Below are 17,217 nucleotides of genomic sequence, written 5' to 3' on the forward strand. Positions count from 1 at the left end.
AAAAAATGCAGGAAGGTCTGGCGATATGAGGACAGACCTTCCTGCTTTTGAAAAAAACGGAGGTGCTGTTATGGAGGCAAAATTTCTCATAGCTGGAGAACGGGCGGTTTCTGTTGAACTGGGCAAAGAAATTTGCCTGGAGGTAAACGCCAGAGTCCGCATGCTGGAAGAAAGGTTAAAAGAGGATCCGATTGACGGGGTGATAGAGGTTGTTCCCACATATTGCTCTTTGATTGTACATTATCGGCCGGAAGTGCTGCTTTACGGTACTCTGGTGGAGGAACTGAAAAAGAGGCTGACGGACATGAGAGGAACAGAAATGCCGGCGAAGAAGATTGTAAAGGAGGTACCGGTTTTATATGGCGGAGAGACAGGGCCGGATCTGGAGTACTGCGCACAGCTTGAACAAATATCAGTAGAGGAAATTATCCGGAAACATTCAGAACATGAATATTATGTCTATATGCTTGGATTTGCGCCGGGACATCCATATATGGCGAGATTTGAAGAGCCATTTTCATTTAAAAGAAGAGAAACTCCGCGTGTTAAGATTCCTGCCCGATCTGTAGTAGTACAGCAGAATCTTTCCGATCTGATTCCGTTTGAGCAGCCATGCGGCTGGAATATTATTGGAAGTACGCCTCTCGATCTCTGCAATTATGAGAAGGAGGAACCGTTTCTTCTAAACGCGGGGGACTGGGTGAAGCATGTGCCGGTTACACAGGCGGAATATGACAGAATACGAAGAGAGGTTGAAAAGGGAACATACAAAGTAAAAACGTATGCGAAGGAAGACGCAGGCGGGAAAGGGCGGGGATAATATGGGAATTATCGTAGAAAACGGAGGAATCCTGACGACGGTGCAGGACGAAGGACGATTCGGGTACCAGGCATATGGGGTATCAACTTCGGGCCCGCTGGACAGCCACGCTTTCCATATCGCGAATCTCCTTGTTGGAAATAGAATGGAAGAAGGCGCGCTGGAAATGACGTTTATCGGGCCGACACTTACCTTCACTTGCAGTAACATTGTCGCGGTGACAGGCGGTGATCTGACGCCGCTTCTGGATGGAAAGCCTCTTCCTATGTATCGGGCGGTACTCGTAAAAGAGGGGCAGAAGCTGTCTTTTGCGGGCGCAAGAAACGGATGCCGCGGGTACATTGCCTTTGCAGGAGGCTTAGACGTACCGGAGGTAATGGGAAGCAAATCTACACTGATCAGGAATAAACTGGGTGGAATTGAGGGACGTAAGCTGGAAAAAGGAGATAAAATCGGCTTTTGCCGGCCTAAGACAGAATTATCCGGTATGGAGAAGAGAACTGTGCCTGCGGATGTATACCCGCAGGGAGAAATTTCTCTTCGGGTGGTGCTTGGCCCACAGGAGGATGAGTTTACAGAGAAAGGAATCCGTAGTTTTTTCTGGAACAGCGGTGTCATCACGAACGAATTTGATCGGATGGGCTGCCGGATTGAGAGAGAGCCGATCGAGCATAAGGGAGATGGGAATATCAATACAGACGGTATTTCCCTGGGTAGCATCCAGGTGCCGGCGAACGGAAAACCGATCATTATGCTCGCGGACAGACAGAGCACAGGCGGATACGCAAAAATCGGAACGGTAATTTCCGTAGATCTGCCTAAAATTGCGCAGAGCCAGCCGGGATATAAGGTGCGGTTTATCGAAGTGAGCCTGGAACTGGCACAGAGCCTGTACATAAGAGAGTGGAACCGGATGCATGAGTTGGATAAAAAATTAAACAAATAAAAAGAAAGGTGAAAAATACTATGAAAATTGTTGTATTAGACGGATATACAGAAAACCCGGGCGATTTAAGCTGGAGCGCGCTGGAGAAATTAGGAGAGGTGACAGTGTATGACCGTACCTCGTATATAGAGTCTCCGCTGATCGCGGAGCGTATCGGCGATGCAGAGATCGTTGTCATCAATAAGACGCCGATTTCAAGAGAAACAATAGATAAATGCGGCAATATGAAGCTGATTGCCGTCCTTGCGACAGGATATAACGTTGTGGATTATAACTATGCAAAAGAAAAAGGAATTCCCGTTGTAAACGTACCGACTTATGGTACGCAGATTGTGGGGCAATACGCGGTAGGACTTCTTCTGGAAATATGTTCTCATTATGGACACCATGATAAAACGGTAAAAGAAGGAAAATGGGAAAACAATGCAGACTGGTGCTATTGGGATTATCCAATGATTGAATTATATGGAAAGACGGCGGGGATTATCGGATTGGGAAGAATCGGACAGGCTACGGCGAAGCTTTTAAACGCGCTGGATATGAAGGTGCTCGCCTATGATGCATATGAAAGTGAAGAAGGAAAGAAGCTGGCCACATATGTGACGCTGGATGAACTTTTTGCCAAATCGGATGTAATCTTTTTACACTGTCCTTTGTTTCCTGAGACAGAAGGAATTATCAATAAAGAAAATATCAAGAAAATGAAAGACGGTGTGATTCTTATCAACAACAGTCGAGGACAGCTTGTGAAGGAACAGGATCTGGCGGACGCGTTGAACTGCGGAAAGGTATACGCGGCAGGGCTGGATGTTGTATCTACAGAACCGATAAAAGGAGATAACCCGCTGCTGAAAGCAAAGAATTGCTTTATTACACCTCATATTTCCTGGGCGGCACAGGCTTCCAGGCAGAGAATTATGGATATTACCGTTGAAAATATCAAGGCATTCATTGCCGGAAATACGGTAAACCGAGTGAATGAATAACAGGATATAAAACAGGAACAAAAAAGGATACTCTTTCCTTTTATATGATGTGATATTTCCTCTGGGAGTAGTCAAGGGCTGATAGGAAAGTATTTTAGGAAATATGGTGTAACCTCAGTAAATGGGGTTATACCTTTTTCTTTTTTGGACAAAGGGTACTGTTTTGGATGCCCAAAATCGTCCGTCTTTTAATTTTATTGTTAATGTGGAAGTTTCAGATTTTACTTCCCAAAAACAAAATTATATTGTTTTTGGGAAGTGGACGCGGTATAATAACTTTGCGAGGTGATTTTCTATGAAACTGATCGAAAGAAAACAGTACTTAGATAAAATGATAGGTGTTATCGGAATTCCCGATATTAAAGTTTTGACGGGTGTGCGTCGTTCTGGCAAATCGAAACTGCTGGAAGCGTTCAAAGCCTATGTGCAAAAGAATATTGCTGACGCCAATATTATCCATATTAACTTCAATTTATCTAAGTATGACAACCTTAAAGAATACAAAGCGCTAAATGAATATATTGAAAGCAATTATGCGGAAGGCAGGGAGAATTTCGTTTTAATTGACGAGATTCAGATGTGCGATAACTTTGAACTGTGTATAAACAATCTGCACGCAACGGAAATGTATGATCTTTATATCACGGGTTCCAATGCATTCCTGCTTAGCTCAGATTTGGCAACTTTGTTTACCGGCAGAACATTTGAAATTAAAGTATATCCGTTTTCTTTTGCGGAGTATGTTCATTACTTTGACTTGACAGATAAATATACTGCATTCGATAACTATATGCTTGAAGGCGGTATGTCCGGCTCTTATTTGTATAAAGAGCAAGAGGATAAATATGACTATATTGAAACTGTTTTTGACACTTTGATTTTAAGAGATATACGTCAAAAGTATAAAATTAAAAATCCTGCTTTGATAGATAGAATTTCTCAATTCCTAATGGATAATGTGTCCAATTTAACCTCGGCGAGAAGCATTACGGATACTCTTACATCGAACAAAGATAAAATCAATCATAAGACGGTTGGCAACTATCTGAATTACCTTTGCAATGCTTTTGCCTTTTATAAGTTCCGCAGATATGACATTAAAGGCAAAAAATATCTCGCGTCTAACGATAAGTATTATTTGAGCGACCACACTTTTCGATATGCCAAGCTCGGAACAAAAAACTTAGACAACGGCAGAATCATTGAAAACATCATTGCTATGGAATTGCTCAGACGCGGTTACGAAGTTTATGTCGGCGTTTTATATAAAAAAGAGATTGACTTTGTGGCACTCAAGAGAAACGAGAAAATTTATATTCAGGTTTCGGATAACATAACCCATCCCGATACCTTTAAGCGAGAAGTGGATCCTCTGCTTAAAATCAAGGATGCCTATCCTAAGATGGTAATAGCACGAACAAGAAATCCCGAATATCAATATGAAGGCGTTAAAATTGTAGATGTGGCGGATTGGTTATTGAATAAATAGATTATTTCCCAAAAATGAAAAATTTTATATTTTGGATAACAACATTTTATCGCTTTAAAAAAATAAGGTACAATCAACGGATTTTTCTCCGAAGATTGTGCCTTATTTCGTCTGTGTATTATTTCTGAATTCACGATTTCGATTGCTCGACTGCGAATGTTATTCATTTTTTGAACCCGTAGTATTTTCTCAGGGGGATTTTTTATACAGACCTCGCTGATATGGACAATCCTTCTATTCTAATATGTACGTTCTTCCTAAAAGCATAGGAAGAAACGAACTTGTATTCCAGAAGGGTAAAAACATATACTGAACGTAAATAGAAAATATTACTTTAAGAAGGAAGGTAGACTAAATGGAAGAAAAGAAATCGTTATTCCGGAAAGATGCTGTTTTTTTTCTGGATCAGGAAAAACAATATGAAGGAGAAGACATTCTGCATTTTATAGGAAAAAGAATGGCAGAAAAAGGGTATGCAAAGGAAAGCTTTGAACAGGCTTTAATTGAACGGGAGAAAAAATTCCCTACGGGACTTCAGACAGCTCCATATCCGATTGCAATTCCCCATGCGGATATGGGACATGCCAACGCGTCTTGTATCGGAGTTGTTCGTCTGCGTGGAAGCGCATGTTTTTCAGATATGGTGGAACCGGACAAAAAGGTACATGCTAAGTTTATTTTTTGTATAGTTTTGTCGAAAAAGGAACAACAGACAGATATATTACAGGAGGTAATGCAGATTGCCGCGGATGAGGAGCTGATGGAAAAAATGGAACAGGCAAGGACAGAGGAAGAGCTGTATGATATGTTAAGCAAAAGAGGTTAAAGAAGGAGGACAAAAGATGTATCTGACTGAACGACAAAAGAGGATTTTGTCGCTGCTGCTTGCTTCAAAGGAATGGATGACCGGGGCGGAGATAGGGAGAAGGCTTGGCATAACAGACCGCACAGTGCGTAAAGATATACGGGAGATTAACGAATCGCTGAAGGAATACAAAGGTTCGCATATTGATTCTATACGTGGAACAGGGTATGTTTTAAAGACAAAAGAAAGAAAACAGATTTTGAAATATACGGGGAAGGGGAATGAAAACGAAACACTGCAAGGAAGGATTTCAAGCCTCGCATTAGAAATATTGACTGCGGATGAAGCCATATCCCTGGATGATCTGGAAGAAGCGTTTTTTATCAGCAGGACAACTCTGGAAACGGCTATCAGACAGATCAATGAAAAAAGTATAAAGTATGGACTCGGAACTGTAATCAAGCATAAGAGGAATATGGTCTGTACGGAATGTCTGGAGGAGGAACGCAGAAAAGGAATACATATTTTTTTGAAAAGACTGTGGGAAAGCAGGCAGATTGCAGAGGATGAGTTTGGCTTTTTGAACAAGAAGGAAATACAGGACATCCAACAGAGCGTATGGAAAGCCTTTGCAGCATATGCACTGAAGGTGACAGATCAGGATATGGAGGAGTTGGTGTTATGGCTGTATGTACAGAAACTTCGGTTAATTACGGGGAATGGACTAAAAACTGAGAAAAATATGGGGGGGGGGGTAGGAAAGAATATTCCTTTGGTTATTAAGCAGCTTACAGATATGATATTAGACAGTATGCAGGAAAAGTATCAGATTGTATACGCGGAGACGGAAAGACATGCTCTGGCAGAAGAACTCTGTAATTTGAGGCTTATGAAAAAAGAAGAGCGTTTTACACGGGAAGAGATTATCGCGATGATTGAGCCCTGTTATATCGTCATTGTAGAGGAGCTGTTAAACGATATTAAAGACAGGTTTATGATCGATTTTACCAGAGATGACAAGCTGTTTTCTGATTTGGTGATGCATATCCGGTTTTCTGCCCGGCCGCAGCATGAGAATATGAGTCAGGAAGCATTTCTTCTGGATATGATTAAGAGCAGATACCCTTTCGTTTTTGAACTTTCTACATATATTTTCGGACGTATCTATGACGCACTGGGGTTCGAGATGGATGAGATACAGTTAAGCTATGTGGCGGCACATTTGGGAGCAGCACTGGAAAGAATGGAACGGATAAACTCTACCAGTGATTTTACAATCGCCGTATGCAGTAATATGAGCATGGGAATTGTCCGTCTTTTAATGGCGAAGCTCCATTCTATGTATCAGACCCAGGCGAAGATCGCGGGGCCTTATCCATTGTATGACGTAGAAAATATGATGAAAGAAAAACCACAGCTTATACTTACAACCAACCTATATGGAATATTTGAAGAATTCGGTGTACCTGTGCTGACGATCTCGCCAATGCTTGAGCCGGAAAATATTTTGCAGATAAATGAAAAAATAAAAAGCATCCGGCAGAAATCTGTCATTCTGTCTCCGGAGCATGAAATAGAACAATATTTTGAACGGGAACTTTTTTTTCCGCATATGGATTTTTCGACCAGAGAAGAAACATTGAAATTTCTGGCGGACAGAATCGTGGAAAAGGGATACGCCCCAGAGAATCTTCTGGCAGATATTTTAGAACGGGAGAGAATTGCGCCGACTACATTTTCTAATTATATGGCTATGCCGCATCCGCTGCATATGTGTGCCTATAAAACGGTCATAGCGGTGTCTACTTTAAAAAACAGTGTACTGTGGGGAAAACAGAATGTAAAACTGGTATTTCTTCTGATCGTAAGGAGCAGCGACATGAAATATATCAGCGGTTTCTTCGATATTACTTCCAAGCTGGCCAGCCAGAAAAAGAAAGTACAGCGTCTTTTGGAAATATCGGATTTTGATGAATTTGTAGAAGAACTTGTTCCTATGTGATACGGAATGAGACGGTTTTTAATCTGAAAAGGATTTATATATAATGAAATCAGAAAAAACAAAGCGATGTAATGCTAAAGGAGGAATAATAATGAAATATCAGGAGACAAGAGAGAAAGTTCTTGAAATCGCGGTAAAATGTCTGGAAAAAGGATTGATTCATGGAACGGCAGGAAATGTATCCATGAGGGTTCCGGGAGAAGATTTGGCGATTATCACACCTACGAGAATTCCATACGATCAGCTGAAACCAGAGCAGCTTCCGGTAGTCAGCCTGCACGCAGAATGGCTGGAGGGAGAGTTTAAGCCTTCATCAGAAGCCCCAATGCATACGGCAGTTTACAGAGCAAGACCGAATCTGAACGGCGTAGTACATACACATTCCATGTACGCGACAGTATTTTCTATATTGGAAAAAGAAATTCCGCCTATGATGCCGCCGTCAACTCCGTATGCGCCTGTACCGGTTGCGCCGTTTCATTTACCTGGCTCGGAGGAGCTGGCGCAGTCGGCTGTGGAGGCATTAGGAGAGGACAAAATGGTCTGCACACTTCAGAACCATGGCCTTTTGGCAGCGTGCCCTACATTGGAAAGAGCTTTTTCAGCGGCAGAGTATATAGAGGAATGTGCGCAGCTTGCGTATTTAACACTGATGGCAGGCAAGATGAATCCGATACCGGATAAGGATGTACAGACACTGCGCGACCGTATGTTGAAAGGAATCGCAGTGTAAAAAGAGAGGAGGGAATCAAAATGGGAGAAAACTACCGTATTCTTGCAATTTGTGGAGCAGGACTTGCAACATCTACCCATGTGGCAAAGACATTACAGACAGGATTAGAACAAAGAGGGATTTCTACACAAATCCGGACATGCAGTGTGGCAGAGTCGTCAGGCGTTATGTTTCAGTATAAACCACATGTAATTCTGGCGACAGTATCTGTTGATTCTATACAGCCTCCTCAGGATACACCGGTTTATTCCGGCGTTCCGCTTCTGACAGGAATTGGCTCTTCTAAGGTACTGGATGAAATTGCAGAGTATTTGAAAAATAAAAATGCCGGATAATACAGGAGGTGTACTATGGATGCAGTAATGGATGTACTAAATAAAGTGGTGGATCTGGGTGCGTTTGTTATGATGCCTGTCATCCTGTTTATTATGGGGATGATTTTCAGGATGAAGGCAAGCGATGCGATCCGCGCCGGCATTACAGTCGGAATCGGATTTAAAGGTATCTCTTTGGCAGCGGGCCTGATCAGCACAACGATGAGCCCCCTGGTAGAAACTTTGCAGGAACTATGGGGACTAAAGCTGGACGGAGTAGATTTGGGAGTACCGGTTATCTCTACGATGTCATTCAGCGACGGAAGATTTGTGCTGATGATGTTCGGCGGTGTTCTTCTTGTTAATGCAGTGATGCTCATACTGAATTTGACGAAAACGCTGAATGTAGATATTTGGAATTTCTGGCATTATCTTTTTATAGGAAGTCTCGGAACACTCATATCAGGAAATATTTTTATAGGTTTGCTTGTAGGCGTAATTTATTCCGCGATTAACCTCGTGCTTGCCGATCGCAATCAGGATCTGATTTGTGAGGTATGCGGAGAACAGTACAGGGGATTGTCTTTCTGTACGATGGCATTTCCGATTCTGCTTCCTATCGGCAGGGCGATTAACTGGGTAATTGACAGGATTCCGGGTGTGCGTAATATCAATTTTAACTTAAAGAAAGTTCCTAAAAAGTTTTCCTTTTTTACAGAACCTATCATAATCGGGTTTGTAATAGGCGGGGCGTTGGCCGCTTTGGCAAGATATAGCTGGGATCAATGCTTAAATGTAGGTATGACGATGGCCGCGGCAATGTTTTTGCTCCCCAGAATGATTTCTATACTGATGGAAGGTCTGTCACCAATTGCAACTGCTACAAGAGAGTTCATGGCAGCAAAGTTTCCAAAACGCGAGTTCCGGATTGGTATGGACTTCGCACTTCTGGTAGGAGACGCGGACATGATTACACTTGGAATGCTGTTTGTACCGATTTCATTGATTATGGCAGTATTACTTCCAGGTAACCGTGTACTTCCGGTAGTGGGATTGACGAACTTAGCCTATATGATGATGGCTCCGGTTATATCGTCTAAAAGAAATATGTTCCGGGCGCTGCTGACAGGAATCATTATGGTTGCGCTTGTGTTCTTTATGGCAACGAGTCTGACGCCTTTGATTACAGAATTGGGAATACAGACTGGACTTGTAGAGGCAGGAGGAAACTATACACTATTTAATACAGGAGAACATGTAGGCTTTGTATTGCTGCAGATATTGAAATTGTTCTTCCCTTCATAAGACGGACAGGCGGTTTCGGCTTGTAATAAAGAGGTGAAAAAGCAAGAGCATGTGGATTTTAGTTCCATATCACTTGCTTTTTCTATAACAGCAGAAAGGAGAAAGTATGGTAGTAAAAAGAGAAGAGATACAGGAACTGTTCAGGGAAGCGGCGGACAAAGGAATCGCTGTTCCCCATTTTAACCATTCAGATTTCTGGGATATGTCATTTATAGTTGAGGCGGCAGAAGAACAAGGAGCACCGGTCATTATCGCCTGCCTGCCCAAAGTGATAGATGCGATAGGGATTGAAAAGCTTGGGGCGGTTGCGAAAGTAGTGATGGAGAAAAGCAGTGTTCCGATCGTATATCATCTGGATCACTGTCACAGTGTAGATACTTGCCTGAAAGCGGTAGATCATGGTTACAATTCTGTAATGATCGACGCGGCGGATCTGCCATTGGAAGAAAATATCAAAGCTGTAAAAAAAGTAGTGGACTATGCACATGCCAAAGGCGTGCATGTAGAAGCAGAGATCGGGCAGATAAAAAGCGCAGGCGAGGAAGGATATACGGTTGAGTCGGAGCTTGCGGCGTTGGAAGATGCAAAAAGACTGGCGGAGGAAACCGGAGTAGATGCTCTTGCAGTTTCCATAGGGAGCGAGCATGGATTCTATCAGCATACGCCCAAATTAGATTATGCACTTCTGGAAAAAATACACGGTGTGATTCAGGTTCCGCTGGTATTACACGGCGGTTCCGGTATTCCGAGAGAAATGGTACGAAAAGCGATTCAAAAAGGAATACGGAAAGTCAATGTAGGCACCCAGATACGTTATACATATATAAAAACATTAGGAGAGACAATACAGAATATGGGAGCAGGCACCCACACAGCAGATATAATGGAAGCAGTAAAAATTCCGGTAAAGGAAACACTGAAAGAATGGATTGTCACATGCAGGGGAGAAGCAAATAACGGCTGGAAATAGGAGGAAGAAAGTATGTATGCAAAAGAGGTAGAAATTGTAAATCCTACGGGACTACACGCAAGACCTGCATCTCAGCTGGTAAAACGCGCGGAGAAATATAAATCAAATCTCCAGATAATCAAAGGAGAGAGAATCGTAAACCCTAAAAGTATCTTCAATATACTTGCGGCTGGAATGGGAAAAGGTTTGACTATTACCGTATGCGCAGAAGGAGAAGATGAGAAAGAGGCTGTGGAAGATTTGTGTACGTTTATTTCAGAGTTAAAAGAGTGATTAGAAGATAATAACTAGGCGGAAATGTTCATGGATGTACAGCGGCCTGAAAAAGGCTGTTCCACAACAGAAGGAGAAATAAAACCATGAAAACAATGAAATTAGGAAAAACAGGAATAAATATCTCGAGGATCGGTCTTGGAACATGGTCTATCGGAGGAGGCTCTGCATGGGGCGGAGATCATGAACTGAAGACTGTAGTAGATACGATCAGGGAAGCGCCAAAGGTTGGAGTAAATCTGATCGATACGGCTCCGGGATATAATTTCGGAAACAGTGAAAAGATACTCGGCAAAGCGCTGGAAGGCATGAATCGCGAGGAGGTAGTCATTATTACCAAATGCGGTGTCACCTGGGATCAGGAGATGAAGGGCGATCTTTTCAATAAGGTCAATGGAATCCAGCTTTACAAAAATCTAAACAGCAAGTCGGTGAAAAAAGAAATTGTCGGTTCTCTGGAACGCCTCGGTACGGATTACGTGGATGTTTACATGACGCATTGGCAGGCGATCGAAGGCTCGGAGTATTATGTTCCGATAGAGAAGACGATGGATGTGCTAAATGAACTAAAGGCGCAGGGAAAGATCCGAGCTATCGGAGCAGCTAATGTGGACATCCGTCAGATTGAGGAATACTTAAAGTGGGGACAACTTGACATCGTACAGGCAAAATATTCCATTCTTGATCGGGGGATTGAAACAGACATTATTCCATGCTGCCGCGAGAACGGCATTACGATACAAGCGTATTCGCCGCTTGAAATGGGCCTGCTTTCAGGGACTATGCCGAGGGACTACAAGCCGGTAGGAGCGCAGATTCCGAAAAAATGGTTCCAGCCGGACAATATGCAGGCTGCAATGGATATGATGGATCAGTGGAAACCACTGTGTGATAAATACCATTGTACGATCGCTAATCTGGCATTGGGCTGGATTCTGGCTCAAGGAGATTTCCTGAATCTGTTAAGCGGCTCAACGACGGCCGAACAGATCCAAGAAAATGTAAAATCAGCAGAACTCGAGCTGGAGGCGGAAGATGTGGCGTTCATGCGTGAGCTGGCGGAAAAGATAGATAAGTAAAGAATGATAATTTTCAACATAAGTAGTAGAATAAATAGTAATCACTCATAGAATTGGAAAGAATTCTATGGGTGATTTTTTTGTATAATAGGAAATTTTGATAAATTTCCTATTATACAAAAAGCCCTCCGGGCGGGATGCGCACGCCGCAATAAGGAAATTTTACCGCTTTGCGGTATTGCGGCGGCGCGCAAAGTGGACAAGCCCCTCAAGATTGAGGGTAGGGGTATTGAAATGGGCTTGCCCACTTTGTTCTGGGGAAAAATTTCCTTCGGGATGGCTAGTTTAGCCCGATAAGGTATATTTATAAAGATAAAGAATGTAATAAAATTAAGCTGATAAAAATAATATGCACAAAAAATAGCGTTAATTTGGTATAAAAACACAATAAAAATAGAAAAAATAAATAAAAATTATACAAAATGCAAAAATGTTTTGACAAAATAAAATTTACTTGGTAAAATTAATAAACAAAATAAAATTTAGTTACTTAATTTTATTGTGGCGAAAAATATATGAGAAAGGGAGGAGAAAAATGGAAAAAGGATACAAGCTACAGTTGAAAGATATCTGTAAGAGTTTTCCAGGCGTAAAAGCACTTGATAATGTCAGCTTAAATGTACGTAAAGGAACTGTCCATTCGCTTGTTGGTGAAAATGGTGCGGGAAAATCAACAATGATGAAAATTCTTAACGGCTCATTAATGCCGGATGGGGGAGAGATATGGATTGACGGCAAAAAAGTAAACATTCGAACTCCGAAAGATGCAGAACAACTTGGAATTGCAATGATATGGCAGGAGTTACAATTCGTTCCGCATCTTACCATTCAAGAAAATCTTGTTATTAACGGACATCCTAAAAAAGGAAAAACACCATTTATTAATTGGAAAAAAATCAATGAAAGCGCAAAAAGTATTCTAAAGAAGGAAGGGATTATGCACGATCCCAAAACACTCTTATCTGATATATCAGTTTCAGACATACAATTATTAGAAATTGTGAAGGCAACAACGAAAAATGCAAAGATTATTATTATGGATGAACCAACTTCATCGTTGACACAGCATGAAACAGACCGATTGATGGAAAAAATAAAAAGATTGCGCGAAGAGGGAACAACAATCATATATATCTCCCATAAAATGGATGAAGTGTTTGAACTGAGTGACGATGTAACGATTATGCGAGATGGAAAATTTGTAGGGACATATCCGATTGCAGAGGTGAACCGTGACGAAATTATAGCGATGATGGTGGGAAGAACAGTAGAAAATATATATCCGGAACGAGATACTCCTATAGGTGATATTTTATTTGAGGTAAACGAATTATGTTGTGGAAAGCTGTATCAGAATGTGTCCTTTCATGTTAAAAAGGGAGAAATTGTAGGATTTGCGGGATTAGTAGGAGCAGGACGTACGGAGATTATGAGGGCGATAGCAGGATTAGATCCGTACGATTCAGGGGATATATTTCTAGAGAAAAAGAAGATTAACCCGAAGTCAGTAACAAACGCGGTGGATGCGGGTATTATGATGGCTACAGAGGATAGGCGCAGATATGGTTTAATTCCTATTAGGAGCATAAAAGAAAATATAACATTGGCCGGTCTCAAAAAATTATGTAAAGGACCTTTCATTAACAAGAAAAGAGAAAATAAAGAAGCAATGGTCTATTTCAATCGGATGAGAGTGAAAGCACCAAGTTTAAATACACCTACTTATACATTAAGTGGCGGAAATCAGCAGAAAGCTGTATTGGCAAAATGGATGATGGCAAATCCAAAAGTATTTATTATGGACGAGCCGACCAGAGGAATTGATGTGGGGGCAAAATTTGAAATATATAATCTGATGAATGAGATGATCCGCGAAGGTATGTCTATTATTATGATTTCCTCTGAACTTCCAGAGTTACTGGGAATGTGTGACCGAATTTATATTGTATGTGAAGGGCGTATTAACGGAGAAATAGCAAGAGAAGAATTCACGCAGGAAAGAATTATGAATCTCGCAACAGGAGGAAAATAAAATGAATACAAATAAAAGTGCAAAGGATAAAGTTGGTTTTCTAGTAAGCAAATTTGGAATTGTAGTTGTTTTATTTATATTAGTTATTGTATGTTCAATTGTCAGTCCAGTTTTCCTGACAGCTACGAACATTTTAAATGTACTTCGTCAGGTATGTGTGGTAGCGTTAGTAGCTTTTGCTGAGGCTGTTCTTATTATTTCAGGAAGTATTGATCTTTCAGCCGGTACTTTGATGTGTTTTTCTGGAATTATGGCAATTCCGGTATATGTATCAACAGGCTCTATTACTATTGCAATCGGAGCAGCGATTGTCTGTGGAATTGTATTGGAAGGAATTTCGGGTCTTTTGGTTTCTTTATTTAATTTACCTCCTTTTGTAGCAACTTTGGCAATGAATATGTCGGCGAGAGGTGCAGTGAAGTTGTATACAGGAGGCATGGTCATTACAGATACAGGAGAAAACTTCAGTTTTATGGGACAGGGATATTTGGGGATTATTCCAATTCCAGTTATTGTAATGCTCATTGCGACAATTGCGTTATGGATTGTATTAGAAAAGACACGTTTTGGAAGGAATCTGTACGCCGTTGGAGGTAATGCAGAGGCTGCAAGAGCGTCAGGAATTAATGTAAAAAGATTCAGATTGTATTCATTTATATTTGCAGGAATTTTTATTGGCCTGGCAGGATATATGTTTGCATCACGAGTGAATTCAGGCGTACCTACAGCGGGGACAGGATATGAAGGCCAGGGAATTTCAGCAGCGATTATAGGAGGAGTTGGATTTGCCGGGGGCACAGGTTCGGCAGGCGGAGTATTGGTGGGCGCCATTATTATGGGAGTTATCAGCAATATATTAAATTTAATGAGGGTAGATTCCTATTTACAGGAAGTGATTAACGGTATCATTGTTGTAGTGGCAGTTATTATAGACCTGCAGACCAAAAAGAAGCGATTAGGTCAGTAACTATGTACATAAGTACATAAAATAAAAAAATAAAAGGAGGAAAAGAGATGAAAAAAAGAGTAGCAGCGGTTATATTGGCATTCGTGATGGTATTGTCAATGATTGGGTGTTCAGCAGGAGGAAGCAGTGGAAACGAAAAATCGGGAGATGGTGGAGAAACTTATGATGTTGCTGTTATTGTACGCCTGACAGATATGTATGGAGCGTGGCTTAAGGTAGCATATGAGGCGGCTGAAAAGGAATTTCCAAATCTGAATATTACGGTAATGGATCATCAAAGTGACAACGCAAAACTAGTAGAGTGTATGGAAAATGCGGTACAACAACAATATGATTTTATTGTAGTTCAGACGGTATTAGGCAATTTTGAAGATTCCTTTGAACGGGCAATTGATGCAGGGATTCCTGTTGTCAGCATTAACTGTTATCAAGATTGGGTTGATAAGTATGCGGCGCAGGTATACTGTGATGAATACAAACTGGGGCTTGCTATAGGACAACGTGCGGCAGAAGAACTTCCGGAAAATGCACAGGTTGTTATACTAGACGGACCTGCTGGATTATTGTTGTCAGAACAGAGACATGACGGTATTGTAGACGGACTAAATGAAAGAAGCGATATTACGATTCTCGACAACCAAGATGCAAATTTTGAGAAAGATACCGCAATGGATAAGACAGAGGATTGGATTCAGGCATTTAATGGGGAGATTGATGGTGTTCTTGCGGCATCCGATTCGGAAGCTTTAGGAGCAGTTGAAGCCTTTAAATCAAGTGGAATTGATTTGAAAGATGTTCATATATACGGTATAGATGGTTTAACAGATGCCTGCAATGCAATTACGAATGGAGAAATGAGCGCTTCAACCTTACAGGACGCTACACAGTATCCGACACTTTCCTTACAGCTGATTATGGATCATATAAATGGAGATATTGATTTGTTTAAAGATTTGGAGCAGATTACCTTTGATCCAGAATTAATTGATTCTAACAATGTAGAGGAACAGCTGGAGTTCTACAAAGAACAAGGACTGGTAGAAGAATAAAGATAAAGAAGGAAGGAGCTGGAACCTTCCGGCTCCTTCTTAAGAGAAAACAATTAGCTGACAGGTTTGATACTATTAACCCATTCGATATTCTGCAATATTTTATTTGTAGCATAGAGACAACCACCAATGATAGTATTATCTTTTTGGGTGACACGTTCAACAGGCAGCATCCGAATATCAGGAAAGTAATCATTTCGGTGAGGAAGATGAGTGTGAACAGCATCTGTCAGCATATACAAAAAAGTTTCAGAATTAGGAAGTTCATCCCCAATAAAAATACAATGTGGATGAAGCAGAGAAATTAACTGCACTATTGCGTAGCCCAGAATATCGGCAGCATATTGAAAAATATTTAATGCTACTTCATCTGCAATATAGAACGCGTTAATTAGATCTCTGCTAATAAGAAACTCTTTTCCATAGAGTGAAGAATCAGGATAGTGGGAAACGATTTTTTGGGCCTTGTTCAATAAAGCCTGTGTTGTTATGGAATCCTGTAAAGTGACTTGTTTTCCAGTACAGTCGGTGACAAGGAAATTTCCAAAGGCTCCAGGAATTCGAATGGCATTTTTCAGGATAGTCCGATCCTGCATGATAGCAATGTCAATATCATAGCTTACATCAATATGAATTACAGTTTTATTATGGAGGTAATTAAGACTGCGCTGACAACTTAACCAGTAAATACCAAAGTTAGCAGTCGAATTGAAATAAACAGGAAGCTGAAAATCTTGCTTTAATGTACTGCTTAAATCAATGTATTTTCCACTACCTTCCAGCATAATACATTCTTTTTCAGTAAGGCGGAAATTACCCAGCAGAGACATGGCAATAGCTAATGGAGTTAAATTTTTTGCTTCGCCCAGTTGGATAAAGTGACGAATCTGTTTCTTTAATTCTAATAGTGATAAAGAAATATCATGGAATGTATCTATATAAGTTTTTTTAACATCGATACATACAGAATTAATATCATAAAGCCCCACTGCTATATATTGTGGGGTGATACGCAGGCCAATTGTACAAAATCGATCTGTGACAATAGAAAGACCAATCATTTTACGTCCGGAATCTCCGTCTACATAACCATTTTCGCATATTAGACCGGCAGCAAGTAATTCACGAGTAATATTTGTGATGCTGGCCTGTGTTAATTGGCTATATTGGGAGAGCTCTTTTCTGGAAATTACACCAGCATCTTTAATAATACGTAAAACCAGAGTCTTTGTGCTATTTAAAGCGGAAGAATGTTGATTTTTTTGAGGCAAAAAATAACTGGATAACGGTGAATGATATTTTTCCAAAAATATATCCCTCCCTATTGTTTGATAAAATTTATTAACTTTATTTTAGGTAGTGGACACAATTTTGTCAATATAATACATAAAAGGAATAAAATGTAAAATTTGGAAACTTATGTAAAGAAAGCTTATTAAATACATAT

The 17,217-nt window shown here is 40.8% G+C and carries 16 protein-coding genes; 15 read left to right on the forward strand and 1 reads right to left on the reverse strand.

What is annotated here, in order from left to right:
- Nucleotides 1-25 precede the first annotated feature (25 nt).
- The 15 genes from pxpB to ACZ5C4_RS02495 all read left to right on the forward strand — a co-directional run bounded on the left by pxpB (nucleotide 26) and on the right by ACZ5C4_RS02495 (nucleotide 15,770).
- A complete protein-coding gene (gene pxpB, locus ACZ5C4_RS02425) occupies nucleotides 26-820 on the forward strand; it encodes a 5-oxoprolinase subunit PxpB (RefSeq protein ID WP_464519631.1) in 795 nt (264 codons plus the stop codon).
- A 1-nt stretch (nucleotide 821) separates the two neighbouring features.
- Nucleotides 822-1,766, forward strand: coding sequence for a 5-oxoprolinase subunit C family protein (locus ACZ5C4_RS02430; protein ID WP_464519632.1), 945 nt, complete (start codon nucleotides 822-824; stop codon nucleotides 1,764-1,766).
- 20 nt (nucleotides 1,767-1,786) lie between these two features.
- Nucleotides 1,787-2,752 carry a D-2-hydroxyacid dehydrogenase gene (locus ACZ5C4_RS02435; RefSeq protein WP_464519633.1) on the forward strand — a complete coding sequence of 322 codons (966 nt, stop codon included), beginning with the start codon at nucleotides 1,787-1,789 and terminating at the stop codon, nucleotides 2,750-2,752.
- 295 nt (nucleotides 2,753-3,047) lie between these two features.
- Nucleotides 3,048-4,241: an ATP-binding protein gene (locus ACZ5C4_RS02440; protein ID WP_464519634.1), complete on the forward strand. Its 1,194-nt coding sequence runs from the start codon at nucleotides 3,048-3,050 to the stop codon at nucleotides 4,239-4,241.
- Between the two features lie 355 nt (nucleotides 4,242-4,596).
- Entirely contained in the window at nucleotides 4,597-5,067 is a 471-nt protein-coding gene (locus tag ACZ5C4_RS02445; protein ID WP_464519635.1) for a PTS sugar transporter subunit IIA, read from the forward strand.
- A 16-nt stretch (nucleotides 5,068-5,083) separates the two neighbouring features.
- The gene (locus ACZ5C4_RS02450; protein ID WP_464519636.1) at nucleotides 5,084-7,048 is read left to right on the forward strand and encodes a BglG family transcription antiterminator; all 1,965 of its coding nucleotides are present in this window, start codon (nucleotides 5,084-5,086) and stop codon (nucleotides 7,046-7,048) included.
- 91 nt (nucleotides 7,049-7,139) lie between these two features.
- Nucleotides 7,140-7,781 carry a class II aldolase/adducin family protein gene (locus ACZ5C4_RS02455; protein ID WP_464519637.1) on the forward strand — a complete coding sequence of 214 codons (642 nt, stop codon included), beginning with the start codon at nucleotides 7,140-7,142 and terminating at the stop codon, nucleotides 7,779-7,781.
- 20 nt (nucleotides 7,782-7,801) lie between these two features.
- Complete coding sequence (locus tag ACZ5C4_RS02460; protein WP_186876234.1) at nucleotides 7,802-8,116, forward strand: PTS sugar transporter subunit IIB; 315 nt, start codon at nucleotides 7,802-7,804, stop codon at nucleotides 8,114-8,116.
- Nucleotides 8,117-8,131: 15 nt separating this feature from the next.
- Entirely contained in the window at nucleotides 8,132-9,400 is a 1,269-nt protein-coding gene (locus tag ACZ5C4_RS02465) for a PTS transporter subunit IIC (protein ID WP_186876235.1), read from the forward strand.
- Between the two features lie 106 nt (nucleotides 9,401-9,506).
- A complete protein-coding gene (locus ACZ5C4_RS02470) occupies nucleotides 9,507-10,370 on the forward strand; it encodes a class II fructose-bisphosphate aldolase (protein WP_464519638.1) in 864 nt (287 codons plus the stop codon).
- 12 nt (nucleotides 10,371-10,382) lie between these two features.
- Entirely contained in the window at nucleotides 10,383-10,643 is a 261-nt protein-coding gene (locus tag ACZ5C4_RS02475) for an HPr family phosphocarrier protein (RefSeq protein ID WP_464519639.1), read from the forward strand.
- A gap of 86 nt (nucleotides 10,644-10,729) precedes the next feature.
- The gene (ydjG, locus tag ACZ5C4_RS02480; protein ID WP_464519640.1) at nucleotides 10,730-11,722 is read left to right on the forward strand and encodes an NADH-dependent methylglyoxal reductase; all 993 of its coding nucleotides are present in this window, start codon (nucleotides 10,730-10,732) and stop codon (nucleotides 11,720-11,722) included.
- 535 nt (nucleotides 11,723-12,257) lie between these two features.
- On the forward strand, nucleotides 12,258-13,754 hold the full coding sequence (locus tag ACZ5C4_RS02485) for a sugar ABC transporter ATP-binding protein (RefSeq protein ID WP_464519641.1): 1,497 nt from the start codon (nucleotides 12,258-12,260) through the stop codon (nucleotides 13,752-13,754).
- 1 nt (nucleotide 13,755) lies between these two features.
- Nucleotides 13,756-14,721: an ABC transporter permease gene (locus ACZ5C4_RS02490; RefSeq protein WP_464519642.1), complete on the forward strand. Its 966-nt coding sequence runs from the start codon at nucleotides 13,756-13,758 to the stop codon at nucleotides 14,719-14,721.
- Nucleotides 14,722-14,768: 47 nt separating this feature from the next.
- On the forward strand, nucleotides 14,769-15,770 hold the full coding sequence (locus tag ACZ5C4_RS02495) for a sugar ABC transporter substrate-binding protein (RefSeq protein WP_464519643.1): 1,002 nt from the start codon (nucleotides 14,769-14,771) through the stop codon (nucleotides 15,768-15,770).
- 53 nt (nucleotides 15,771-15,823) lie between these two features.
- Here ACZ5C4_RS02495 and ACZ5C4_RS02500 read toward each other — a convergent pair whose 3' ends face one another.
- A complete protein-coding gene (locus ACZ5C4_RS02500; RefSeq protein ID WP_464519644.1) occupies nucleotides 15,824-17,077 on the reverse strand; it encodes an ROK family protein in 1,254 nt (417 codons plus the stop codon).
- Nucleotides 17,078-17,217: the final 140 nt, after the last annotated feature.

The sequence above is a fragment of the Mediterraneibacter flintii genome (assembly GCF_055387595.1).

Bases quoted from the DNA above. Each gene is read 5' to 3' on its own strand.
- pxpB (WP_464519631.1), top strand. From the start codon at position 26: ATGAGGACAGACCTTCCTGCTTTTGAAAAAAACGGAGGTGCTGTTATG.
- ACZ5C4_RS02430 (WP_464519632.1), top strand. From the start codon at position 822: ATGGGAATTATCGTAGAAAACGGAGGAATCCTGACGACGGTGCAGGAC.
- ACZ5C4_RS02435 (WP_464519633.1), top strand. From the start codon at position 1,787: ATGAAAATTGTTGTATTAGACGGATATACAGAAAACCCGGGCGATTTA.
- ACZ5C4_RS02440 (WP_464519634.1), top strand. From the start codon at position 3,048: ATGAAACTGATCGAAAGAAAACAGTACTTAGATAAAATGATAGGTGTT.
- ACZ5C4_RS02445 (WP_464519635.1), top strand. From the start codon at position 4,597: ATGGAAGAAAAGAAATCGTTATTCCGGAAAGATGCTGTTTTTTTTCTG.
- ACZ5C4_RS02450 (WP_464519636.1), top strand. From the start codon at position 5,084: ATGTATCTGACTGAACGACAAAAGAGGATTTTGTCGCTGCTGCTTGCT.
- ACZ5C4_RS02455 (WP_464519637.1), top strand. From the start codon at position 7,140: ATGAAATATCAGGAGACAAGAGAGAAAGTTCTTGAAATCGCGGTAAAA.
- ACZ5C4_RS02460 (WP_186876234.1), top strand. From the start codon at position 7,802: ATGGGAGAAAACTACCGTATTCTTGCAATTTGTGGAGCAGGACTTGCA.
- ACZ5C4_RS02465 (WP_186876235.1), top strand. From the start codon at position 8,132: ATGGATGCAGTAATGGATGTACTAAATAAAGTGGTGGATCTGGGTGCG.
- ACZ5C4_RS02470 (WP_464519638.1), top strand. From the start codon at position 9,507: ATGGTAGTAAAAAGAGAAGAGATACAGGAACTGTTCAGGGAAGCGGCG.
- ACZ5C4_RS02475 (WP_464519639.1), top strand. From the start codon at position 10,383: ATGTATGCAAAAGAGGTAGAAATTGTAAATCCTACGGGACTACACGCA.
- ydjG (WP_464519640.1), top strand. From the start codon at position 10,730: ATGAAAACAATGAAATTAGGAAAAACAGGAATAAATATCTCGAGGATC.
- ACZ5C4_RS02485 (WP_464519641.1), top strand. From the start codon at position 12,258: ATGGAAAAAGGATACAAGCTACAGTTGAAAGATATCTGTAAGAGTTTT.
- ACZ5C4_RS02490 (WP_464519642.1), top strand. From the start codon at position 13,756: ATGAATACAAATAAAAGTGCAAAGGATAAAGTTGGTTTTCTAGTAAGC.
- ACZ5C4_RS02495 (WP_464519643.1), top strand. From the start codon at position 14,769: ATGAAAAAAAGAGTAGCAGCGGTTATATTGGCATTCGTGATGGTATTG.